Source organism: Pseudomonas fluorescens (assembly GCF_040448305.1).
GTDB classification, from domain to species: domain Bacteria; phylum Pseudomonadota; class Gammaproteobacteria; order Pseudomonadales; family Pseudomonadaceae; genus Aquipseudomonas; species Aquipseudomonas fluorescens_BH.
In genome coordinates, this window is the sequence record NZ_CP148752.1 from 1,020,806 (window position 1) to 1,040,516 (window position 19,711).

Below are 19,711 nucleotides of genomic sequence, written 5' to 3' on the forward strand. Positions count from 1 at the left end.
ACCTCGGCAGTTGCACCACTGAGGTCTGGGCTGGAAAGTGAGTTGACGCTCCCCGCAGGCGGACCCGTGGTGCTCATGGGTGAAGGGAAGTGGTGTTCTGCGTCGATACTGGAAGAGTAATCGCGGTTTTGCCCGAATCACGGGCAATAAAAAGCCCCGCTCAGATGGCGGGGCTCTTGAGTGGGGCTGTGAAGTATCTGTGGCGAGGGAGCTTGCTCCCGCTTGAGTGCGGAGCACTCACAAAAATCAGCAAGTGTTGTCAGATTGTTTGGGGCCGCTTTGCAGCCCAGCGCGAGCAAGCTCGCTCGCCACAGGCAGTCTTCTCACCACAGATCAGGGTGGGGCGCCTTACTGCGCAGCGATGCTGTACCCATCGAACGCGGTCTGCTGCTGCAGGGCGGTGATGATGTTCTTGCGGTTGACCGCTTGCTCGGCGCCGCTGTTGTCCAGGAACGTCTCGCTTTCCAGCTCTGCTTCCTCGCCTTCACCAACGAAGGTGAAACCGAGGAATTCCAAGGCTTCACGGTCGATGTTCAGGCGCGAGCGCGGAGTGCGCAGCGGCAAGGTGACGCTCATGCCGTCCTTGCTGATGGTGAACACTTCGACTTCTTTCTTGGCCTTGGCGGCTTTGCTTTTACCGCCGCTTGGGTTGCTGATGGCCTGGTGGGTCTGGTTCAGCACCTTCAGGGCCAGGCCGTAGACGATTTCCTGGAACGCCGGGTCGTCCTTGAAGCTGGACAGGATGCGGCTGATCGGGAATTTGCTGCTCAGGTCTTCGAGGGCGGCGATGTCGGCGGCCTCGGCGTCCTTGAGTTGCTTGAGCTGGCCCATCAGTTCGTAGGCTTTGTCATCGTCGAAGCTGTCGTGAGCCTGGCGGATGGCGGCACGCAGTTCGCGGATCTGGTCGCTTTCGCGGGTGGACTGGAAAGCGTCCAGCACCATCTCGCTGATGGTCTTGGCCTGGGACACGTGTTGTGAAAGATTGATGGAGTTTTCGTATTCCGCTTTGGACGACAAGGTGACTACGGTTTCAGCGGTATTGGAATCGGACATTGAAATTTCACTACTTCTATAACTTGAATTGGGGCGAGAAAGCCCGGGGGCTTTTTCAGGTCGCCTAATCTATTGGACCGGGGCGGCGTTGTCACGGATCAACAGGCGGCTGGTCATTTTTTTGCTCCCCTGTAGGAGCAGCCGGTCGACGCTCGAATGCTCGCGAAAGCAGACGCCGCGGTCTGTCAGGCCTGCCGCGGTGTATTGAGGTTCATCGACCGCACCGCCAACGCAGTCGCCGTTTCCTCATCGATCGGCAACGAAAACCGGAACGTCGCCCCGCGCCCCGGCACATCGATCAACTGAATCTCGCGCCCGTGCAATTGCAGTATGCGATGCACGATCCGCAGCCCCAACCCGCCATCACGCCGTGCGCCGCCGATATTGAACGGGCGCAGGAACAACCCTTCGCGCAGTTCCGGGGCGATGCCGGGGCCGGTATCGCTGACCGTGACTTCGATGAATGAGCCTTGCGGGCGCAGGCCCAGTTCAACCTCGCCACCGGCCGGGGTATGGCGCAGGGCGTTGTCGAACAGGTTGGTCAGCACCCGCTCGATCAAGCCGAGGTCCGCGCAGGCCGCCGAGGCATTCGGCGCGAAGGTGGCCTTGAGTTCGACTTTGCGCGCTTCGGCGGTGAGTTCGAATTTCTGGAAGATGTCCTGGGCCAGATCGGTCAGGGAAAAACGTTCCAGCACCGGCTGCACGAAGCCGTGTTCCAGCCGCACCAGTTCCAGCAGCGACTGCGCCAGACCGCCCACCTTGCGGCTCTGGTCCAGGGCGATGCCCAGATAACGACGGCGGTCGGCAGGGGACAGCGTGGCGTCCTTGAGCGACAGGGTTTCCAGATAGCCGTGCAACGAGGCCAGCGGCGTGCGCAAGTCGTGGGAGATATTCGCCACCAGTTCGCGGCGCTCCTGATCCTGGCGAGTCAACGAGCGCCATTGCTCGCCCAGGCGGGTCTGCATCTGTCGGAACGCCGCATCGAGCACGGCGATTTCATCGTGGCTGGCGGCTTTTTCCACTGCGACGGGCAGGGCCGGTGTGACCGGCACGCCATCGATGTCGAACTGGCTGACAGTTTCGGTCAAGCGGCGCAATGGCCGGGTAATCAGGGCAAACGCCGTCAGACCGGCAATCAGGCACAGCAGCGCCACCAGGCCGATGGACAGCAACGCAGTGTTGAGCGCCGCGCTGGTCGCACCGCGTTCGGCCAGGCGATCGTGATCCTCACCGAGCAACACCACGTAGAGATAACCGGCCGGCTTGCCGTCGACCTTCAGTGGCGCAGCGCTGAACACCTTGCGCGCATCGACGCTGCGCGGATCGTCGCCGAGAATCGGCAGGGCATCGCCCCGCAACAGGCGCTGGATCGGCGCCAGGTCTATCCGTTCGCGACGGATCCGGCCCTCGGGCGCGGCGCTGCCGACAATCTTGCCCTCGGTGTCCAACAGGTACACCTCGACGCTCGGGTTGACCTGCATCAGTTTGCTGAACAGGTCACGCACGGCATTGGGCATCAAGCCCTGGGTGTCCATCAGCACCGTGTCACTGGCGATGTGCTGCGCCAGGTCCCGGGACAACCCTTGCACCACTTCCTGCTCATGCATCTGGTTGGAGCGCACCTGCAACCACGCCGACGTGCCGCAACACACCAGCAGCAGCACGGCGAACACCAGGGACAGGCGTTGCGTCAGGGTCAGCCTCATGGCTGCGGCTCCTCACCGGTGGCGAATTTGTAGCCGCGGCCCCAGACCGTGAGGATGCGCACCGGTTGCGCCGGGTCGGCCTCGATCTTGGCGCGCAGGCGGTTGATGTGGGTGTTGACCGTGTGCTCGTAGCCTTCATGGCTGTAGCCCCACACGGCATTGAGCAGGTCCATGCGCGAAAACACCTTGCCGGGCTGGCGGGCGAAGAAATACAGCAAGTCGAACTCCCGGGGCGTGAGGTCCAGGCGCCGTCCGTCGAGGGACACTTCGCGGGTGATCGGGTCGATGGCCAGGCCGTCGGTGAGCAGGCTGCCGGCGTCCATCTTCAGGTTGCGCGCCATGGCATCGACCCGACGCAGCAGCGCTTTGACCCGGGCCACCAGCTCGAGCATGGAAAAGGGCTTGGCCAGATAGTCGTCGGCACCCAGTTCCAGGCCGAGAATCCGGTGCACTTCGCTGGAGCGCGCGCTGGTGATGATGATCGGCGTGTAGCGGGCCATGGCGCGGGCGCGGCGGCAGATTTCCAGGCCGTCGACACCGGGCAGCATCAGGTCGAGGACCAGTGCGTCCCAGTTGCCTTGCTGCAGCAGGCGCATGCCTTCATCGCCATCGGCGCTGTGCACCACCTCGAACTGCTCATCGCGAAGATGCAGGCAGATCAGGTCTGCGATGTGCATATCGTCCTCGACCACCAGGACGCGTTTGGTCTGTTCCATACAGCTCAATCCTTCAGTGCGATGCACGCATGATGCGCAATGCCCCTGTAGGAGCGAGCCTGCTCGCGATGGAGTGTCAGTCGACACCACTGTGTCTGAACCACCATCGCGAGCAGGCTCGCTCCTACAGTTCGGGCAGACGCATTGTGCGGGTTTTTCGGGGTCTGAGTTATCACGAATTGTTTAACTTCCCGTGAGGATTTGGCGATCACCCAAAGCCTAGGCTGTGTTCCATGAAACACCCTTGGATTTTTTGGAGGCGAGCATGTTTTCAAGACGGCAATTTCTTGTCGCGAGCGGCGGGCTGGGGATGACGGCCCTGGCAATCGGCCTGTTGCCGAAGTTTTCCACAGGCACTGCATTGATCAGCGAGGCCAGCGCGGCCGAGGAGTTCGAAGTGATCCACAGCGACAGCGAATGGCACGCGATCCTCAGTGACGAGCAGTACGACATCCTTCGCGAAGAGGGCACCGAACGCGCCTACAGCAGCCCCCTGAACAACGAGCACCGCGATGGCACCTTTGTCTGTGCCGGTTGCGAGCTGCCGCTGTTTTCCTCGGCGACCAAGTTCGACAGCCGCACCGGTTGGCCGAGTTTCTGGGCACCGCTAGACAAGGCCGTGGCGACCCGCCAGGACCGTGCGTTCGGCATGGTCCGCGAAGAGGTTCATTGCCGGCGCTGCGGCGGGCATCTGGGGCATGTCTTCGACGACGGCCCGAAACCCACCGGCCTGCGCTACTGCATGAACGGCCTGGCGCTGAAATTCGTGCCCAGGACGGTGTGATTCCCCTCCACTCACTTTTTGCAGGTAATCGCCATGTGGCTGCTGGTCCTCGCTTATCTCGGTGGTGTGCTGACGATTGTCAGCCCGTGCATTCTGCCGGTGTTGCCGTTTGTCTTCGCCCGCACCGGGCAACCCTTCGTCAAAAGCGGGTTGCCGCTGCTGGTGGGGATGGCGCTGACCTTCGCGCTGGTCGCCACGTTGGCGGCGGTGGGCGGTGGCTGGGTGGTGCAGCTCAACCAGTACGGGCGCTGGCTGGCGCTGGTGTTCGTGGCGTTGTTCGGTCTGACGTTGCTGCTGCCGCAATTGGCTGAACGCCTGACCCGGCCGTTGGTGGCGGCGGGCAGTCGTTTGTCGGAAGCGGCGGGCGCCGATGCGCGGCCACGTCCCGGTGCTTCGTTGCTGATCGGCGTGGCCACCGGCCTGCTGTGGGCGCCGTGTGCCGGGCCGATTCTCGGTCTGCTGCTGACCGGTGCGGCGCTGCAAGGCGCCAGCATTCAAACCACCTTTTTGCTGCTGGCGTATGCCGCCGGTGCCGCCACGTCCCTAGCGCTGGCCTTGTTGCTGGGCGGCAAAGTCTTCACCGCGATGAAGCGCTCGATTGGCGCAGGCGAATGGCTGCGTCGCGGCCTGGGCGTGGCGATGCTGGCCGGTGTGGCGGCGATTGCCCTGGGCCTGGATACGGGGGTTCTGGCGCGGCTCTCCACGGCGTCGACCGGTGGTATCGAGCAAGCGCTGGTGGAAAAACTGAGCGGCAAGTCACCGCGTGACAGTGGGGCGATGATGGCGCAAAACACGACCTCCGGGGGCGCGGCGCAAGTGGCCGATAAATCCCCGGGCACCTTGCCGGTCGAAGGCAACCTGCCGCCTCTGGATGGCGCCATGCAATGGCTCAACTCGCCACCCCTCGATGCCCAGGCCTTGAAGGGCAAGGTCGTGCTGGTGGATTTCTGGACCTACTCCTGCATCAACTGCCTGCGTTCGCTGCCCTATGTGAAGGCCTGGGCCGAGAAGTATCGCGATCAGGGCCTGGTGGTGATCGGTGTGCATGCGCCGGAGTTTGCCTTCGAGCGTGACGTCGGCAACGTCACCAAGGCCATGAAAGACCTGGGCATCAACTACCCGGTGGCCATCGACAACGAGTTCAAGATCTGGCGCGCCTTCAACAACGAGTATTGGCCGGCGCATTACTTTGCCGACGCACAAGGACGCATTCGTTATCACCACTTCGGCGAAGGCAAGTACGCCGAATCGGAGCGAGTCATCCAGCAATTGCTGCGCGAGGCGGGTGCGGCCAAGGTCGCCGACGGGCTGATCAGCGCCAAGGCCGACGGCGTGCAAATGGCCCCGGACAACGACGCCGTGCAGTCGCCGGAAACCTATGTCGGCTACCAGCGTGCCGAGCATTTCGTACCGGAAACCGCGCTGGTGCCAGACAAGGTCGCGGCCTACAACCCGCCGGCACATCTAGCCCTCAACGACTGGAGCCTGGGAGGCCAGTGGCATGTCGGTCCGGAGCGGGCCACCGCCAGCGCACCGGCCAGTCGCATCGTCTATCGCTTCCACGCCCGTGATTTGCATTTGGTGCTCGGCCCCGGCGCCGATGGCAAGCCGGTGCGCTTCAAGGTGCTGATCGACGGCAACGCGCCGGGTGATGACCACGGCATGGACGTGGCCCCCGATGGCAGCGGCACCGTGACCGACCAGCGCTTGTATCAACTGGTGCGCCAGAACGGCGGCGTGACCGACCGGACCTTCAGTATCGAGTTTCTTGACCCGGGTGCGTCGGCTTACGCCTTCACCTTCGGCTGATAACTATCAACGCTTCAGGAGTTCGCCCCATGAAAACTCTCTTTACCTGGCGCCGTACCCTGCTGGGGCTGGCGGCTGCCGGCATCATCAGCCAATGCTCGGCCTTCTCCTTCGGTGGCGCCGAAGAGGGGGTAATCCTTCCACCGCCCGCCCTCGACGAAACCACCCAGGCCCGCAGCGAAACCGCGGTGTTCGCCGGTGGCTGCTTCTGGGGCGTTCAAGGGGTGTTCCAGCATGTCAAAGGCGTGAAGAACGCCGTCTCCGGCTACGCGGGCGGAGCGGCTAATACCGCACAATACGAGCGCGTCAGCAATGGCAATACCGGCCATGCGGAATCGGTCGAAGTGACCTTCGATCCCACTCAGGTCAGCTACGGCACCTTGCTGCAGATCTACTTTTCGGTGGCGCACAACCCGACCGAACTCAACCGTCAGGGACCGGATACCGGTACTCAATATCGCTCGGCGATCTTTACCAAAAGTACTGAGCAGCAGCGGGTCGCACAGGCCTACATCGCCCAGCTCGACGCCGCCCATGCCTTCGACAAGCCGATCGTCACCAAGCTGGAAACCTTCAACGGTTTCTACCCGGCGGAGGAGGAACATCAGGACTTCCTGACCGAGCATCCGACCTATCCGTACATCGTGATCAACGATTTGCCGAAGGTCGCACAGTTGAAGCAGCTGTACCCGAATCGTTATCAGGAACAGCCGGTGCTGGTGAAGGCGGGGAGGTGAACGAAGGGGACAACCCTGCCACTGACTCGTCAGCCAGCGCGTGGCCTATTTGGCCGACGGGTGCTTGCCCCACCGCTGTACGGCGAATTCGACGAAGCGCCGCAGTTTCGGCAAACGGTGGCGATCCTGGGCATAGACCAGGTGCATCGGCCGGCTGGGCGGACAGTAATCGGGCATCAGGGCCAACAGCTTTCCGTCCTTGAGGTCCTGTTCGACCAGGGCGTCGGGCATCATCACGATGCCCATACCGGTCCGCGCCGCTTGATGCAACCCCGCCGAACTGTTGATCAGCATCGGCCCGCCGACCCCGACGCTGACTTCGCCATCGGGACCGGCCAGGCGCCATTCCTTTTGCACCGATTGCCAGTCATCCCCGGCCGGATAGGCAAAGGACAGGCAGTCGTGGTGTCGCAGGTCTTCAGGTGTCTGTGGCGTGCCCCGGCGGGCGAGATATTCCGGCGAGGCGCACATGGTCAGGGTGTAGTCGATCAGCGGGCGGGCGATCAGGTTGGAGGGCTCAAGCGCACCGAGGCGAAACGCCACATCGAGGCCGTTTTCCAGCAGATCCGGGCGTCGGTTGGTCAGTACTACGTCGAGCTTCACCCGCGGGTTTTGCCGGCTGAACTCACTCAGTGCCGGCGCCAGGCGTTCGGTACCGAAGGTCAAAGGCGCGGTGATGCGCAAGATGCCGCTCGGTTCGTCCAACGCCTGCTCGGCCAAGCGCTCGGAGTCGGCCACCAACCCCAACACTTCCAGGCAGCGCTGGTAATACGCGGCGCCGAACTCGGTCAGCCGCTGGCGCCGCGTCGTGCGGTTGAGCAGGCGCACACCCAGCCGTCGCTCCAGGGCCTTGAGGTGATTGCCGACCATGGTCGTGGACATTTCGCACTGCAAAGCGGCGGCGGTCATGCTGCCGGTCTCCACCACTTTCACGTAGACGGTCATTGCGTGGAACAGATCCATTATCAAGCTCTGCTTTTAAATGATTGAAGTTTTTCGGCGTTTATCCAGCTCGGGTGGCTAACCATACTGCAAAAACACCGACCCTTGCTGGAGCTTGATGTCATGACCGCCGCCTGCCTGATGAGCACTTACCAACCCTTGGCCTTGAGTTTCAATAAGGGCCTGGGTACTCGCCTGTGGGATCAGGCCGGTCGCGAATACCTGGACGCGGTCGCGGGTGTGGCGGTGACCAATGTCGGCCACTCCCACCCGAAAATCGTTGCCGCCATCGTTGAACAGGCCGGGTTGCTGCTGCACACCTCGAACCTCTACAGCATCGACTGGCAACAGCGGCTGGCGCAGAAACTGACGCGGCTGGCGGGCATGGACCGGGCGTTCTTCAACAACTCCGGGGCCGAAGCCAACGAAACCGCACTGAAAATCGCCCGGCTGCATGGCTGGCACAAGGGCATCGAGCAGCCGCTGGTGGTGGTCATGGAGAACGCGTTCCATGGCCGCACCCTCGGCACCTTGTCGGCCAGCGATGGCCCGGCGGTGCGCCTGGGTTTCAACAAGCTGCCGGGGGATTTCGTCAAAGTGCCGTTCGGCGACCTCGACGCGCTGGATAAGGTGCAACAGGCCTTTGGCTCGCGGATCGTGGCGATCCTGATGGAGCCGATCCAGGGCGAAAGCGGCGTGCAACTGGCGCCACCGGGCTATCTCAAGGTCGTGCGCGAACTGTGCAACCGGCGCTCATGGCTATTGATGCTCGATGAAATCCAGACCGGCATCGGCCGCACCGGTCAGTGGTTCGCGTTCCAGCACGAAGGTATCGTCCCGGACGTCATGACCCTGGCCAAAGGCCTGGGCAACGGCGTGCCCATCGGCGCTTGCCTGGCCCGTGGCAAGGCGGCCGAACTCTTCACGCCGGGCAGCCACGGCAGCACCTTCGGCGGTAATCCGCTGGCCTGCCGGGTTGGTTGCACCGTGCTGGATATCGTTGAAGAACAAGGGCTGCGGGAAAACGCCCGGCTTCAGGGGACGCGCCTGCTCGAAAGATTGCGCACAGAACTGGCAGGCAACCCGAACGTCTCGCAAATCCGCGGCCAGGGCCTGATGATCGGCATCGAACTCAAGCAACCGATCCGCGACCTGAGCCTGATTGCCGCCCGGGATCACGGCTTGCTGATCAACGTCACGCGGGGCAAGACCATCCGCCTGCTACCGCCGCTGACCATTGATGAGCGGGAGGTGGAGATGATTGTCAGAGGGGTGAGCAGCGTGGTGAAAGAGGCTTGAAATACGCTCGTTGAGCATCGCAATACCTGTGGGAGCGAGCTTGCTCGCGATGACGATTGCACAGTCAACATCGTTGTTGGCTGACATTACGCCATCGCGAGCAAGCTCGCTCCCACAGGTTTTGTGCCTTAACTGATGGGTATTGTTCCTACTTCTGAAGCGAAGTCGGTGATTTCTTTCCGATCCATCAGTTGAATCCTGGGACCGGTAAACCCTTCAAACAGTCGCTGATGCGCAGAAAAACCACTTGAGTCGTCACGGGTGCGATAGCTGCCCGCCCACTCAAGCAATGCCACCAGTCGTTCGTCATCCTTTGCTTCCCGCCGGCGAATGTTGGCGACGCAATCAACGTCATCAATACACAGCCAGATCAACGCCGTGGCGCGGTGGAGGATTTCGCTGACGATCCAGCCGTAACCCCCTTCGATCACCCAGCGCTCTTCACTTGCCGCCCCGTGCGCCATACCCAGCGCTTCATTTCGGGGGCGGGGGATGCTGTGTTCGTCGGACAGCCAGTGAATCCGGTCGAGATCGGTCCAGGGCACACACATTTGTTCGGCCAGCCGCTGCGCCAGCCAGCTCTTGCCGGAACCGGAATTACCAATGATCAGGGTTCGGGTGAGGTCCATGAGCGACTCCGATCAATTGTGGGAGCGAGCTTGCTCGCGATGACGGTGTGGCAGTCACCACTAAAGTGACTGACAGATTGCAATCGTCGGTACGCCGCCCGGAGCAAGCTCGCACACAGTTTTTTGTGATCACTCGCCGCTTTCGGGCGCCACCATCCGGGTCTTCGGCGAGCCATTGGAGTTGTGCTGAAAAATGTCCTGCGGCTGACCTTTTTCATTAAAGAACACCTGCCCGATCCCCGCCGAATTCCATAGCCGCTCACCGGCTTCGGCGTGTTCCGGCACGTGAGGCACGATGCGCATGCGTCGACGTTTGGTCAGCCAGTTCAACGGTGAGCGTGGCGAGTACAGCCAGCGGTTGAGGCGGTCGAACCACTCGAGCAGGGTGATGGGGAATTCATTCTTGATGCCGCTGCTGGTGATCTGCCAGATGCGTGGCCCGGCCTTGCGGTGGCGGATCAGCACTTCGTAGACGAAGGAATAGTGCACATCGCCCGACAGCACCACGTAGTTACCCGGCGTGCGCGAGTGCCGGAAAATATTCAGGATCACCTGCGCCGCACCGCGATGGGCCATCCAGTTTTCCGCGTCCACCAGCAGAGGAAAACCGCACCAGCTGAATACCCGCTGCACGGTTTCAATCAGCTTGACGCCGAAGATCGGCGCCGGCGAAACGATGATCGCACTCGGGTGGTCCAGCAGTTCCTGTTGCAGTTCGCTCAGGGCTTCCCAGTCGAGCAAGCCGGAAGGCTGCTTGAGGTTCATTTCGCTGCGCCAGCGTCGGGTGCGGGTGTCGATCACCACCATGGCCGGGGTGGTCGGCAGCACGTAATGCCAGTGCTGAAACTTCAGCAAATCACTGATCAAGTCATCCTGAACCATGCTGTCGAGATGACGATCGCGTGCGCTGTCGCTCAACGCGCCGGCCTTACCCAGCACAGCGGCGAAAGCATCCGGATTGTTGCCCCAGCCCTGGCACAACATATACGCCAGCAACGCGTTGCCGATGATGCGCCGGGAGAACGGATGGCCGTAGGCCGTTTCCTCCCATTGCGCGGAAAGGTTCCAGTCATCGGTGATGTCGTGGTCGTCGAAAATCATCAGCGTCGGCAGATGCGCCAGCGCCCGCGCGACGTTGCCAAGGCCTGCCTTGAAGGCATCGATGCGCGTCTGTTCAAGGGCATAGCGCTTGAGTCTTTCCGGCGTCAGTGTCGGTGCCTGGGGCGCGATCAGGGTCCAGGGCACTGGCGACCAGACCAGCACGTACATGGCCATCACTTCGGCGAAGGTCACCAGGTGGTTGTCGGCACTGCTGCTGGTGAAAATCGGCTTGCGCGCGCCACCGAAAAATCGCTCGCGCAGGGTTTCATTGCTTTGCAGTGCCGGCAGCAGATCCGCGCGGTGGTAGTAACTGGCCGGATGCTCGTAGAGCCTGGCGCTGTCGCTGACCACCGCGCCTTCGAGGTGTTCCCCGAACAGGCCCAGGCGCTCGATCAAGGCGTGAATCGCCCGCAACATCGGCCCCGCGACATCGTCGGCGTAGACCTGATCGCCCGTCATCATCAGCAGTGCCGGGCGGTCCTTGGCGGCGTGTTCCTGCGCCAGCAACCGGTCGACGCACAGCAAGCCGTCTGTCGCCGGGTGATGAGGCTTACGGCAAGAGCCGTGCAGCAACTGGTCGACCCGTGCGCGCAGGACGAAGTTCGGGCAACGGGCGTCGCCATACAGCAGGTGCGGCGCCCAGTCAGCGATGCCTTGTTCTGTGCCATCGATCAGCAGGTCATAGTCGATCGATTCATCGCAGGGCAGGGCGCCATCGAGTTGCACATCGATCAAGTGCACAAAGGCATGAGCACCCACTGCAATCACCGTGCATTGCCCGGCATCGAGACGGATATCGCCGACGCCCTGCAAGCGCAAGGTCAGCGCCAGCGCCCGGGAACCCACCAGCCACAGCACCAGCCGCGTGGGTTCCAGACGCCGCAACAGCGGGCCGGCCAGGACTGGCGGCAGGGCTTGGTGATCGTCGGGCAGTGGCAGCGTGTCGGACATCCGGGTTCAAGACTCTTGGGGCGTGGAAGCGGGCGATGATAGCGCAGGTGGCGGTGGGACCGGCTAGACGATCCCGTTTCTGCCTGTCACCAAATGAAAAGCCATTGTCGTCTGATGAGAAGCGTCCCGACAGGCCTCGTCCTACAGTCCAATCAGCGCAATTCAATGCAACACGCCCATATTGCAGATTGGAGAATAAGAAAAATGGCCAAAGCCGTACGCTTCTACGAAACCGGTGGTCCCGAAGTTCTACGTTATGAGGACGTCGAAGTCGGCGAACCCGGTCCGGGTCAGGTTCGCCTTCGTCATGTGGCGGTTGGCCTGAACTATGCCGACACCTACTTCCGCAACGGCACCTACCCGATTCCGATGCCCAACGGCATGGGCGTCGAGGCCTCTGGCGTAGTCCAGGCCGTTGGTGAAGGGGTCACCAACGTCGAGGTCGGTGATCGCGTCACCTACACCGGTTTCCTCAACACCCTCGGCGCCTACAGCACCGAGCGCCTGATCCCGGCCGCGCCGCTGATCAAGCTGCCGGAAACCATCAGCTTCGAGACCGCTGCCGCGATGACCATGCGCGGTTTGACGTCCTCGTACCTGATGCGCCGCATCTACGACTTCAAACCGGGCGACAGCATCCTGTTGCATGCCGCCGCTGGCGGTGTCGGGCTGATCGTTTCGCAGTGGGCCAAACTGCTGGGCCTGAACGTGATCGGCACGGTTTCGACCGAGCAAAAGGCGGAAATCGCCCGGGCTCACGGTTGCGACCATACAATCAATTACAGCCATGAAGATGTCGCCGCTCGCGTTCGCGAACTGACCGATGGCGTGGGCGTCAACGTGGTGTTCGACAGTGTTGGCAAAAACACCTTCGAAGGCTCCCTGAATTCGCTCAAACCCCGTGGCCTGATGGTCTGCGTGGGGACCGCGTCCGGTCCGATCCCGGCGTTTGACCCGGTGATGCTGGCGATGAAAGGTTCGCTGTACCTGACCCGTCCGGCCCTGGCCAACTACATCAGCGACCCTGCGGAAAAAGCCGCGCTGGCCGGTGAGTTGTTCGACCATGTCGGCAGCGGCCGGATCAAGATCGAGATCAACCAGCACTACGCCTTGCAGGATGCCGTGCAGGCCCATCGCGACCTTGAATCTCGCAAGACTACCGGTTCGTCGATTTTCGTCATTTAAGGAGCAGCCAGCCATGAAAGTCGAACAATTGACCTGCAGCATTGGCGCCGAACTGATCGGCGTCAACCTGGCCGACGCGGTGCATGACGACGGTCTGTTTGCCGAGATTCGTGCTCAGCTGCTCAAGCACCGCGTGGTGTTCCTGCGTGACCAGGACATCACCCGCGCCGAGCACGTGGCCTTCGCCCGACGCTTCGGCGAGCTGGAGGATCATCCGGTGGCCGGCAGTGATCCTGATCATCCCGGGTTGGTGCGGATCTACAAGAATCCGGACCAGCCGATGGACCGCTACGAAAACGCCTGGCACACCGACGCTACCTGGCGCGAAGCGCCGCCAATGGGCTGCGTGCTGCGTTGCGTGGAATGCCCGCCAGTGGGCGGCGACACCATGTGGACCAACATGGTCCAGGCCTATGCGAACTTGCCGGAAGACGTAAAGGTCAAGATCGCCGACCTGCGTGCCCGCCACAGCATCGAAGCGAGCTTCGGTGCCGCCATGCCGATCGAAAAACGCCTGGCGCTCAAGGCGATGTACCCGGACGCCGAGCACCCGGTGGTGCGCACCCATCCGGAAACCGGCGAGAAGGTGCTGTTCGTCAACGCCTTCACCACCCATTTCAGCAACTACCACACCCCTGAGCGGGTGCGCTTCGGCCAGGACGCCAACCCCGGCGCCGGCGAGTTGCTGCGTTACCTGATCAGCCAGGCGTACATCCCCGAGTATCAGGTGCGCTGGCGCTGGAAGCCCAACAGCATCGCCATCTGGGACAACCGCAGTACCCAGCATTACGCCGTCATGGATTACCCGCCGTGCCATCGCAAGATGGAGCGTGCCGGGATTATCGGCGACAAGACGTTCTGATCGAACGTCACCTGCATCCGCACTCGCAGCATTCGCACTCGTAAACACGTCTGCCCGGCACGACCCCGGGTGGGCGGAACAATCATAAGAACTGAAATAAGAACTGGAGCAGCCATGCAATTCTTCGACGATTCCCTGCACCCCGAAAACATGGAAAAGGTGGTCATCACCGTGGCCCCGTACGGCCCGGAATGGATGCCTGAAGACTTCCCGGAAGACATCCCGTTGACCATGGATGAGCAAGTCCAGAAAGCGGTCGAATGCTATGAAGCCGGCGCCACCGTGCTGCACCTGCATGTGCGCGAACTGGACGGCAAGGGCTCCAAGCGCCTGTCGAAATTCAACGAGCTGATCGCCGGTGTGCGTGAAGCCGTGCCAGACATGATCATCCAGGTCGGCGGCTCGATTTCCTTCGCCCCGGAAAGCGATGGCGAAGCGGCCAAGTGGCTGTCCGACGACACCCGCCACATGCTGGCCGAGCTGACGCCGAAACCGGATCAGGTCACGGTGGCGATCAACACCACCCAGATGAACATCATGGAGCTGCTGTATCCGGAATACCTGGAAGGCACCTCCCTGGCCAACCCGATGACCCAGGCTGCCTACAGCGAGATGACCGTACCGGCAGGCCCGGCCTGGGTTGCCGAGCACCTCAAGCGCCTGATGGACAACGGCATCCAGCCGCACTTCCAGTTGACCGGCATGCACGCCATGGAAACCCTCGAGCGCCTGGTGCGCAGGGGCATCTACAAGGGCCCGCTGAACCTGACCTGGATCGGCATCGGCGGCGGTTTCGATGGCCCGAACCCGTTCAACTTCTTCAACTTCATCCACCGCGCGCCGGACGGTTGTACCCTGACCTCCGAGTCGCTGCTGAAAAACGTCATGCCGTTCAACACCATGTCGATGGCCATGGGCATGCACCCGCGTGTGGGCAATGAAGACACTATCATTGATCACAAGGGCGACCGTTTCGGCTCGGTGGCACAGATCCAGCAAACCGTGCGCATCGCCCATGAACTGGGCCGTGAAATCGCCACCGGCAAAGAAGCCCGCGAGATTTACCGCATCGGCGTGCAGTACGAAACCATCGAGGAAACCCTGTTGGCCAACGGCATGGCCCCCAACCGCAAGGCTGGGCAGAAAGGTGTGCCGCAACGCGGCTGACCTGTAGTCGGGGACGAGAGGCCGTGACCTCTCGTCCACCGCACTGCAAACGCTTGATAACAACAATAAAACAAAGCTTTGAGGAGGCTGCATGGCCTTTCACCCAATCGCCGCCGACGATGACGACGCAGGTTGCGTCGGCGTTGCGCGCCAATATGCCTGGATCGTCTTTGCACTGACGTTCGGCCTGTTGATTTCCGATTACATGTCGCGTCAGGTACTGAACGCGGTATTCCCGCTGCTCAAGAGTGAGTGGGCGTTGAGCGACGGACAGCTGGGTCTGCTCAGCGGCATCGTTGCCCTGATGGTCGGCCTGCTGACGTTTCCCCTGTCGTTGCTGGCGGACCGTTTCGGCCGGGTCAAGAGCCTGGCGCTGATGGCTTTCCTGTGGAGCGTGGCGACCCTGGGTTGCGCGTTGGCTCAGGACTACCAGCAGATGTTCATTGCGCGATTCATGGTCGGCGTCGGCGAAGCCGCCTACGGCAGCGTGGGCATCGCCGTGGTGATTTCAGTGTTCCCCAAACACATGCGCGCCACCCTGGCCAGCGCCTTCATGGCTGGCGGGATGTTCGGTTCGGTGTTGGGCATGGCTTTGGGCGGTGCGATTGCCGCCAAGCTGGGCTGGCGCTGGTCGTTCGCCGGCATGTCGTTGTTTGGCCTGGTGCTGGCGATGCTTTATCCGCTCATCGTCAAGGAAGCGCGCATTGCGCCCAAGCGTGCAGCCCAGTTGGCGAACAAGGTGGCAGCGGTCAAGCGTCCGTTGTCTACGTTGTGGTCCAGCCGTTCGGTGGTGGCAACCTACATCGGCAGCGGCTTGCAGCTGTTCGTCGGCGGCACGGTGATAGTGTGGATACCGAGCTACCTCAATCGCTACTACGACATGCCAACGGGCAAGGCGGGCGGCTTGGCCGCGATCATCGTCCTGTGCAGCGGTGCCGGGATGATCCTGTGCGGCATGCTCAGCGATCGGCTGTGTCGCAACTCGCCGGAGCGCAAGGTCAGCCTGGCCATCGCTTTTTGCCTGGGCAGCTGCCTGTTGCTGTCGGCGGCGTTCGCGCTATCGGCGGGGCCTTTGCAGCTGGTGCTGATCTGCCTGGGCATGCTGATTGCCGCTGGCACCACCGGCCCCGCTGGCGCGATGGTTGCCAACCTGACCCATTACTCGGTCCATGGCACCGCCTTCGCCACGCTGACCCTGGCCAACAACATGCTGGGGCTGGCGCCCGGGCCGTTCATCACCGGCCGGGTGTCGGACCTCATCGGTCTGCATGCCGCGTTTCAACTGGTGCCACTGGTCAGCCTCGCGGCGGCGGCGGTGTTCTTTTATGCCAAGTGTCATTACCACAAAGATATTGCCCGCCTTCAGGGTCAGAGCGTGCCTGACCCTGTCAGTGAAGCCGGGATAGAGGTGAAGTTGTGAGTCGTCGTTTACGTATTGATGTGTTTTTCGATTTTATCTGCCCCTGGTGCCTGATCGGCAAACGCCAACTGGAGCATGCACAGGTGCAGTTTCGCAGTCGCCACCCGGATGTGCAGATCACCACGGCGTGGCATGGCGTGCAGCTGTTGCCTCAGATACCGGTAGAAGGTGAACCCTTCGCCGATTTCTACCGCAAGCGCCTGGGCAATGCCGACGCCGTGGCCATGCGCCAAGCCCAGGTCCAGCAGGCTGCTTCGGCAGTCGGGCTGGCCATCGACTTGACCCGCATCGCGACGATGCCCAACACCGCCGACGCCCATCGTTTGTTCGAGCGTGCCAGCGCACTGGGCAATGCCAGCCAGCGTGAAATGTTGCTCGAACGACTGTTCGCCGCTTATTTCCTGAGACGCGAAAACCTCGGTTGCCGTGAGACCTTGCTTGCCATTGCCCGCTCCTGCGGCGTCGCCCCGGACGGGGTGCTCGATTGCCTGAAGGGTGATGCCACGCCGTTTGAAGGATCTCCCGGCGCGACCAGTGGCGTGCCGAGCTTCAAGTTCGACAACCGCATGACGGTGATCGGCGCCCAACCTGCCCAGGCGCTGCTCGCGGCCATGAACGAAGCCCTCAAGGAAAGTGAGCACGAGCGGCAGCCAGCATGACCCGGCGCATTCCCGTGCCAGCCGGCAAGCACCCGCAGGCCGGTGGCCGGGCGTTGTACGAGTTCGAAGACAAAAGCCTGGCGTTGTTCAACGTCGACGGGCAGCTGTTTGCCATCGACGACAGCTGCCCGCATCAGGGCGCCTCGTTGTGTGGCGGGCGTCTTGAGGGGCGGGTGATTCAATGCTGCGCCCATGGCCTGCGCTTCGATTTACGCAGCGGCTACATGCTCAATTCCACCCTGGTCAAAGTCACCAACTACCCGGTCGAGATCATCGACGGCCAGGCGTTTATCGTCATCGCATCCGAGGAGAACGCGCCATGAGCGCCATTGCTCTCACCCGTATCCACACTCGCACGCGCGAACTGGCACCGGGGCTTATCGTCAGTCTGATTGTCGCGGCCGCCGCGTCGTTTCTGTCCGAGCACTACGGTGCGCCGGTCATGCTGTTTGCCTTGTTGCTGGGCATGGCCCTGAATTTTCTTGCCGATGACGGCCCCTGCAAGGCCGGTATCGAGTTCACCGCCCGCACCGTGCTGCGCATCGGCGTGGCGCTGCTGGGCATGCGCATTACCCTGGAACAAATGGCGGCGCTGGGCTGGAAGCCGATAGCCCTGGTGGTGATCCTGGTGGTGGTGACCATCAGCGTGTCTGTGATCGCCGCCAAGGCCCTGGGCTTCCAGCGCCTGTTCGGCATGCTCACCGGCGGCGCGACGGCCATCTGTGGCGCCTCGGCGGCCTTGGCATTGGCAGCGGCGCTGCCGAACCATCCGCAGAAAGAACGGGCGACACTGTTCACGGTCATTGGCGTGTCGGCGCTGTCGACGCTGGCGATGATTGTCTATCCGATGATCGCCAACTGGCTGCAGTTGTCGCCGCAGGTGGCGGGCGTGTTCCTCGGCGCCACGATCCACGACGTGGCCCAGGTGGTCGGCGCCGGCTACAGCATGTCGACCGAGACCGGCGACACAGCCACGGTGGTCAAGCTGATGCGCGTTGCCATGCTGCTGCCGGTGATCGTCACTGCGGCGATGATCACCCGCATGCAAGGCGCCGACCCGACCGGCAAGCGCCCGCCGCTGCTACCGTGGTTCGCCGTCGGCTTTCTGATTCTGGCCTGCATCAACAGCACCGGATGGATTGCGCCTGCGGTGCAAGGATCGGTCAACGAACTGTCGCGCTGGTGCCTGGTGATTTCCATCAGTGCCCTGGGCATGAAGACCCGGCTCAAGGAGCTGGCGGCGGTCGGGATCAAGCCGATTCTGCTGATGGTCGGGGAGACGGTGTTCCTGGTCGTGCTGGTGCTCTTGTTGCTGCGCTGGGGGCTCTGAACGCGTCACCACCCTTACGTTTTATGGCAGGGCTGCACGGCGTTGACTCCTCATGCCGTGGGGCTCCAGACCGGTGCTACAAGCACCGGTCTTTCGCGGCGACTGTACCAGCAGTCGCCGTTTTTTTTGTGCGGTCGACTCAGAGATCTTTCGGGCCTGCGACAGGTTTTGCTGTGGATTGTTTTTGCGCACGCCATGAAGCCGGCGGCATCCCAAACTGGCTGATAAACCACCGCGTAAACGAACTCGCCATCGAGTAGCCAAGCATGTCGGCAATGCGGCTCAGCGGATAATTCGGATTATCCAGGTAGCGCAGCACCAGATCGCGGCGCACGTCATTGATCACGTCGTTGAACGCACAGCCATCGTCCTTGAGGCGGCGTTGCAGGGTGCGCACGTTCATGCCCTGGCTCTGGGCGACCTGTTCGATGGTGGCGCGGCCCATGGGCAGCAGCAGGTAGATGGCCTTGCGCACCTCGAACAGCATCGAGGCGCCTTCGTGGTTCTGCAGCGAATCGAGGTAGCTCTGGGCGTAGCGGGCCATGGCCGGGTCGGCGTTGGGGTTGGTCACGTCGAGGCTGACGTCAGGGCAGACGATGCCGTTGAATTCGCTGCCGAACTCCAGGTTGCAGCCGAACAGCCGGCGGTGCAGGTGCAGGTTGTCCGGTGGCTGGTGCATGAAGTTGACGCTGTAGGGGTGCCAGTGTGAGCCCAGCAAGGCCGAGCACAGCCGGAACATCACGCCGATGGCCAGCTCCGTGGCTTGGCGGCTGGGCATCGGCGATTCGGTGACCACCTCTTCGCGAATGATCACCATCTTGCCGGCCTCTTCAATGAAGATCGCCAGCGAATCATTCATCAGGTGCCGATAATCCACCACGACCTGCAAGGCATCGCGCAGGGTGCGCTGGTGGCTGAGCAGCAGGCTGACCACGCCGAAGTCCGAGAGCTGGCGCGACTCGGCCATGCTCAGGCCGAAGGTCTGGCAGCCGCTGGCGGTGGCCGAGTCTTCCAGCAAACGCACGGCGGCATCGATCTGGATACGGTGTTCAGGGGCTTGCAGTTGGGCCCTGCTCAGGCCGACAGCGGCCAGCACGTCGCGCGGGTTGAAACCCAGGTACTGGGTGACCTCCAGGTAGTTGGTCAAGACGGCGGCGCGAACAAGCTTGGTCATGCAAAGTCTTCCCTGGGCCGATGGCGGTTGGCGTGAGCGTGGCGACTATATCCAGCGTATCAACAGTTGAACAGTTGTCATGTCGTTGATGGATTTCATGCTGTCCGGTCACCGATCCTCTACGCTGCATGGAGCCATCAGCGCTCATCCGTTGATTACAGTGACCTTGCGCCAACCTGCGGGATTT

Annotated in this window: 18 protein-coding genes; 11 read left to right on the forward strand and 7 right to left on the reverse strand. The window is 62.2% G+C overall.

The genetic code is table 11. The features are described 5' to 3' along the window. Nucleotides 1-348: 348 nt before the first annotated feature. From WHX55_RS04590 to WHX55_RS04600, 3 genes are all read right to left on the reverse strand, one after another. Complete coding sequence (locus WHX55_RS04590) at nucleotides 349-1,053, reverse strand: hypothetical protein (RefSeq protein WP_150757977.1); 705 nt, start codon at nucleotides 1,051-1,053, stop codon at nucleotides 349-351. Between the two features lie 185 nt (nucleotides 1,054-1,238). Next, nucleotides 1,239-2,759, reverse strand: coding sequence for a HAMP domain-containing sensor histidine kinase (locus WHX55_RS04595; RefSeq protein ID WP_353742127.1), 1,521 nt, complete (start codon nucleotides 2,757-2,759; stop codon nucleotides 1,239-1,241). After that, nucleotides 2,756-3,475, reverse strand: a complete 720-nt coding sequence (locus tag WHX55_RS04600) for a response regulator transcription factor (RefSeq protein WP_008000098.1) — start codon at nucleotides 3,473-3,475, stop codon at nucleotides 2,756-2,758. The genes WHX55_RS04595 and WHX55_RS04600 overlap by 4 nt, the downstream gene beginning before the upstream one ends. 265 nt (nucleotides 3,476-3,740) lie before the next feature. Here WHX55_RS04600 and msrB point away from each other — a divergent pair, with 265 nt between their 5' ends. The 3 genes from msrB to msrA are packed head-to-tail and all read left to right on the forward strand — an operon-like array spanning nucleotide 3,741 to nucleotide 6,805. After that, nucleotides 3,741-4,259, forward strand: a complete 519-nt coding sequence (gene msrB, locus WHX55_RS04605) for a peptide-methionine (R)-S-oxide reductase MsrB (RefSeq protein WP_353742128.1) — start codon at nucleotides 3,741-3,743, stop codon at nucleotides 4,257-4,259. A 33-nt stretch (nucleotides 4,260-4,292) separates the two neighbouring features. After that, nucleotides 4,293-6,068 (forward strand): cytochrome c biogenesis protein DipZ, encoded by a 1,776-nt coding sequence (locus WHX55_RS04610; protein WP_353742129.1) that lies wholly within the window; start codon nucleotides 4,293-4,295, stop codon nucleotides 6,066-6,068. A gap of 29 nt (nucleotides 6,069-6,097) precedes the next feature. Next, complete coding sequence (msrA, locus tag WHX55_RS04615; RefSeq protein WP_353742130.1) at nucleotides 6,098-6,805, forward strand: peptide-methionine (S)-S-oxide reductase MsrA; 708 nt, start codon at nucleotides 6,098-6,100, stop codon at nucleotides 6,803-6,805. Nucleotides 6,806-6,850: 45 nt separating this feature from the next. On the opposite strand, the gene WHX55_RS04620 is transcribed toward msrA, so the two are convergent. Next, nucleotides 6,851-7,768: a LysR family transcriptional regulator gene (locus WHX55_RS04620; RefSeq protein ID WP_353742131.1), complete on the reverse strand. Its 918-nt coding sequence runs from the start codon at nucleotides 7,766-7,768 to the stop codon at nucleotides 6,851-6,853. A 102-nt stretch (nucleotides 7,769-7,870) separates the two neighbouring features. On the opposite strand from WHX55_RS04620, the gene WHX55_RS04625 reads away from it, so the two are divergent. Further along, on the forward strand, nucleotides 7,871-9,046 hold the full coding sequence (locus WHX55_RS04625; protein ID WP_353742132.1) for an aspartate aminotransferase family protein: 1,176 nt from the start codon (nucleotides 7,871-7,873) through the stop codon (nucleotides 9,044-9,046). 128 nt (nucleotides 9,047-9,174) lie between these two features. Here the strand turns inward: WHX55_RS04625 and WHX55_RS04630 are convergent, their stop codons facing one another. Continuing rightward, a complete protein-coding gene (locus WHX55_RS04630) occupies nucleotides 9,175-9,675 on the reverse strand; it encodes an adenylate kinase (protein ID WP_353742133.1) in 501 nt (166 codons plus the stop codon). Between the two features lie 129 nt (nucleotides 9,676-9,804). Next, nucleotides 9,805-11,727 (reverse strand): alkaline phosphatase D family protein, encoded by a 1,923-nt coding sequence (locus WHX55_RS04635; protein ID WP_353742134.1) that lies wholly within the window; start codon nucleotides 11,725-11,727, stop codon nucleotides 9,805-9,807. Nucleotides 11,728-11,931: 204 nt separating this feature from the next. On the opposite strand from WHX55_RS04635, the gene WHX55_RS04640 reads away from it, so the two are divergent. The 7 genes from WHX55_RS04640 to WHX55_RS04670 all read left to right on the forward strand — a co-directional run bounded on the left by WHX55_RS04640 (nucleotide 11,932) and on the right by WHX55_RS04670 (nucleotide 18,350). Continuing rightward, nucleotides 11,932-12,912, forward strand: coding sequence for a quinone oxidoreductase (locus WHX55_RS04640; RefSeq protein WP_150754905.1), 981 nt, complete (start codon nucleotides 11,932-11,934; stop codon nucleotides 12,910-12,912). A 13-nt stretch (nucleotides 12,913-12,925) separates the two neighbouring features. Next, nucleotides 12,926-13,774 (forward strand): TauD/TfdA family dioxygenase, encoded by an 849-nt coding sequence (locus WHX55_RS04645; protein WP_007979208.1) that lies wholly within the window; start codon nucleotides 12,926-12,928, stop codon nucleotides 13,772-13,774. A 114-nt stretch (nucleotides 13,775-13,888) separates the two neighbouring features. Continuing rightward, nucleotides 13,889-14,941, forward strand: a complete 1,053-nt coding sequence (locus WHX55_RS04650) for a 3-keto-5-aminohexanoate cleavage protein (protein ID WP_150727336.1) — start codon at nucleotides 13,889-13,891, stop codon at nucleotides 14,939-14,941. Nucleotides 14,942-15,032: 91 nt separating this feature from the next. Beyond that, nucleotides 15,033-16,361: an MFS transporter gene (locus WHX55_RS04655; protein WP_150727335.1), complete on the forward strand. Its 1,329-nt coding sequence runs from the start codon at nucleotides 15,033-15,035 to the stop codon at nucleotides 16,359-16,361. Beyond that, a complete protein-coding gene (locus WHX55_RS04660; RefSeq protein ID WP_150754902.1) occupies nucleotides 16,358-17,020 on the forward strand; it encodes a DsbA family protein in 663 nt (220 codons plus the stop codon). The genes WHX55_RS04655 and WHX55_RS04660 overlap by 4 nt, the downstream gene beginning before the upstream one ends. After that, a complete protein-coding gene (locus WHX55_RS04665) occupies nucleotides 17,017-17,343 on the forward strand; it encodes a Rieske 2Fe-2S domain-containing protein (RefSeq protein WP_150727333.1) in 327 nt (108 codons plus the stop codon). The genes WHX55_RS04660 and WHX55_RS04665 overlap by 4 nt, the downstream gene beginning before the upstream one ends. Continuing rightward, nucleotides 17,340-18,350, forward strand: coding sequence for a putative sulfate exporter family transporter (locus tag WHX55_RS04670; RefSeq protein WP_150727332.1), 1,011 nt, complete (start codon nucleotides 17,340-17,342; stop codon nucleotides 18,348-18,350). Before WHX55_RS04665 ends, WHX55_RS04670 begins: the two co-directional genes overlap by 4 nt. Nucleotides 18,351-18,489: 139 nt before the next feature. On the opposite strand, the gene WHX55_RS04675 is transcribed toward WHX55_RS04670, so the two are convergent. After that, on the reverse strand, nucleotides 18,490-19,524 hold the full coding sequence (locus WHX55_RS04675; RefSeq protein WP_150754899.1) for an AraC family transcriptional regulator: 1,035 nt from the start codon (nucleotides 19,522-19,524) through the stop codon (nucleotides 18,490-18,492). Nucleotides 19,525-19,711: the final 187 nt, after the last annotated feature.

What these genes read in the sequence shown, in the direction of transcription:
- WHX55_RS04590 (WP_150757977.1), bottom strand. Translation starts at nt 1,053, where the DNA reads ATGTCCGATTCCAATACCGCTGAAACCGTAGTCACCTTGTCGTCCAAA.
- WHX55_RS04595 (WP_353742127.1), bottom strand. Translation starts at nt 2,759, where the DNA reads ATGAGGCTGACCCTGACGCAACGCCTGTCCCTGGTGTTCGCCGTGCTG.
- WHX55_RS04600 (WP_008000098.1), bottom strand. Translation starts at nt 3,475, where the DNA reads ATGGAACAGACCAAACGCGTCCTGGTGGTCGAGGACGATATGCACATC.
- msrB (WP_353742128.1), top strand. Translation starts at nt 3,741, where the DNA reads ATGTTTTCAAGACGGCAATTTCTTGTCGCGAGCGGCGGGCTGGGGATG.
- WHX55_RS04610 (WP_353742129.1), top strand. Translation starts at nt 4,293, where the DNA reads ATGTGGCTGCTGGTCCTCGCTTATCTCGGTGGTGTGCTGACGATTGTC.
- msrA (WP_353742130.1), top strand. Translation starts at nt 6,098, where the DNA reads ATGAAAACTCTCTTTACCTGGCGCCGTACCCTGCTGGGGCTGGCGGCT.
- WHX55_RS04620 (WP_353742131.1), bottom strand. Translation starts at nt 7,768, where the DNA reads ATGGATCTGTTCCACGCAATGACCGTCTACGTGAAAGTGGTGGAGACC.
- WHX55_RS04625 (WP_353742132.1), top strand. Translation starts at nt 7,871, where the DNA reads ATGACCGCCGCCTGCCTGATGAGCACTTACCAACCCTTGGCCTTGAGT.
- WHX55_RS04630 (WP_353742133.1), bottom strand. Translation starts at nt 9,675, where the DNA reads ATGGACCTCACCCGAACCCTGATCATTGGTAATTCCGGTTCCGGCAAG.
- WHX55_RS04635 (WP_353742134.1), bottom strand. Translation starts at nt 11,727, where the DNA reads ATGTCCGACACGCTGCCACTGCCCGACGATCACCAAGCCCTGCCGCCA.
- WHX55_RS04640 (WP_150754905.1), top strand. Translation starts at nt 11,932, where the DNA reads ATGGCCAAAGCCGTACGCTTCTACGAAACCGGTGGTCCCGAAGTTCTA.
- WHX55_RS04645 (WP_007979208.1), top strand. Translation starts at nt 12,926, where the DNA reads ATGAAAGTCGAACAATTGACCTGCAGCATTGGCGCCGAACTGATCGGC.
- WHX55_RS04650 (WP_150727336.1), top strand. Translation starts at nt 13,889, where the DNA reads ATGCAATTCTTCGACGATTCCCTGCACCCCGAAAACATGGAAAAGGTG.
- WHX55_RS04655 (WP_150727335.1), top strand. Translation starts at nt 15,033, where the DNA reads ATGGCCTTTCACCCAATCGCCGCCGACGATGACGACGCAGGTTGCGTC.
- WHX55_RS04665 (WP_150727333.1), top strand. Translation starts at nt 17,017, where the DNA reads ATGACCCGGCGCATTCCCGTGCCAGCCGGCAAGCACCCGCAGGCCGGT.
- WHX55_RS04670 (WP_150727332.1), top strand. Translation starts at nt 17,340, where the DNA reads ATGAGCGCCATTGCTCTCACCCGTATCCACACTCGCACGCGCGAACTG.
- WHX55_RS04675 (WP_150754899.1), bottom strand. Translation starts at nt 19,524, where the DNA reads ATGACCAAGCTTGTTCGCGCCGCCGTCTTGACCAACTACCTGGAGGTC.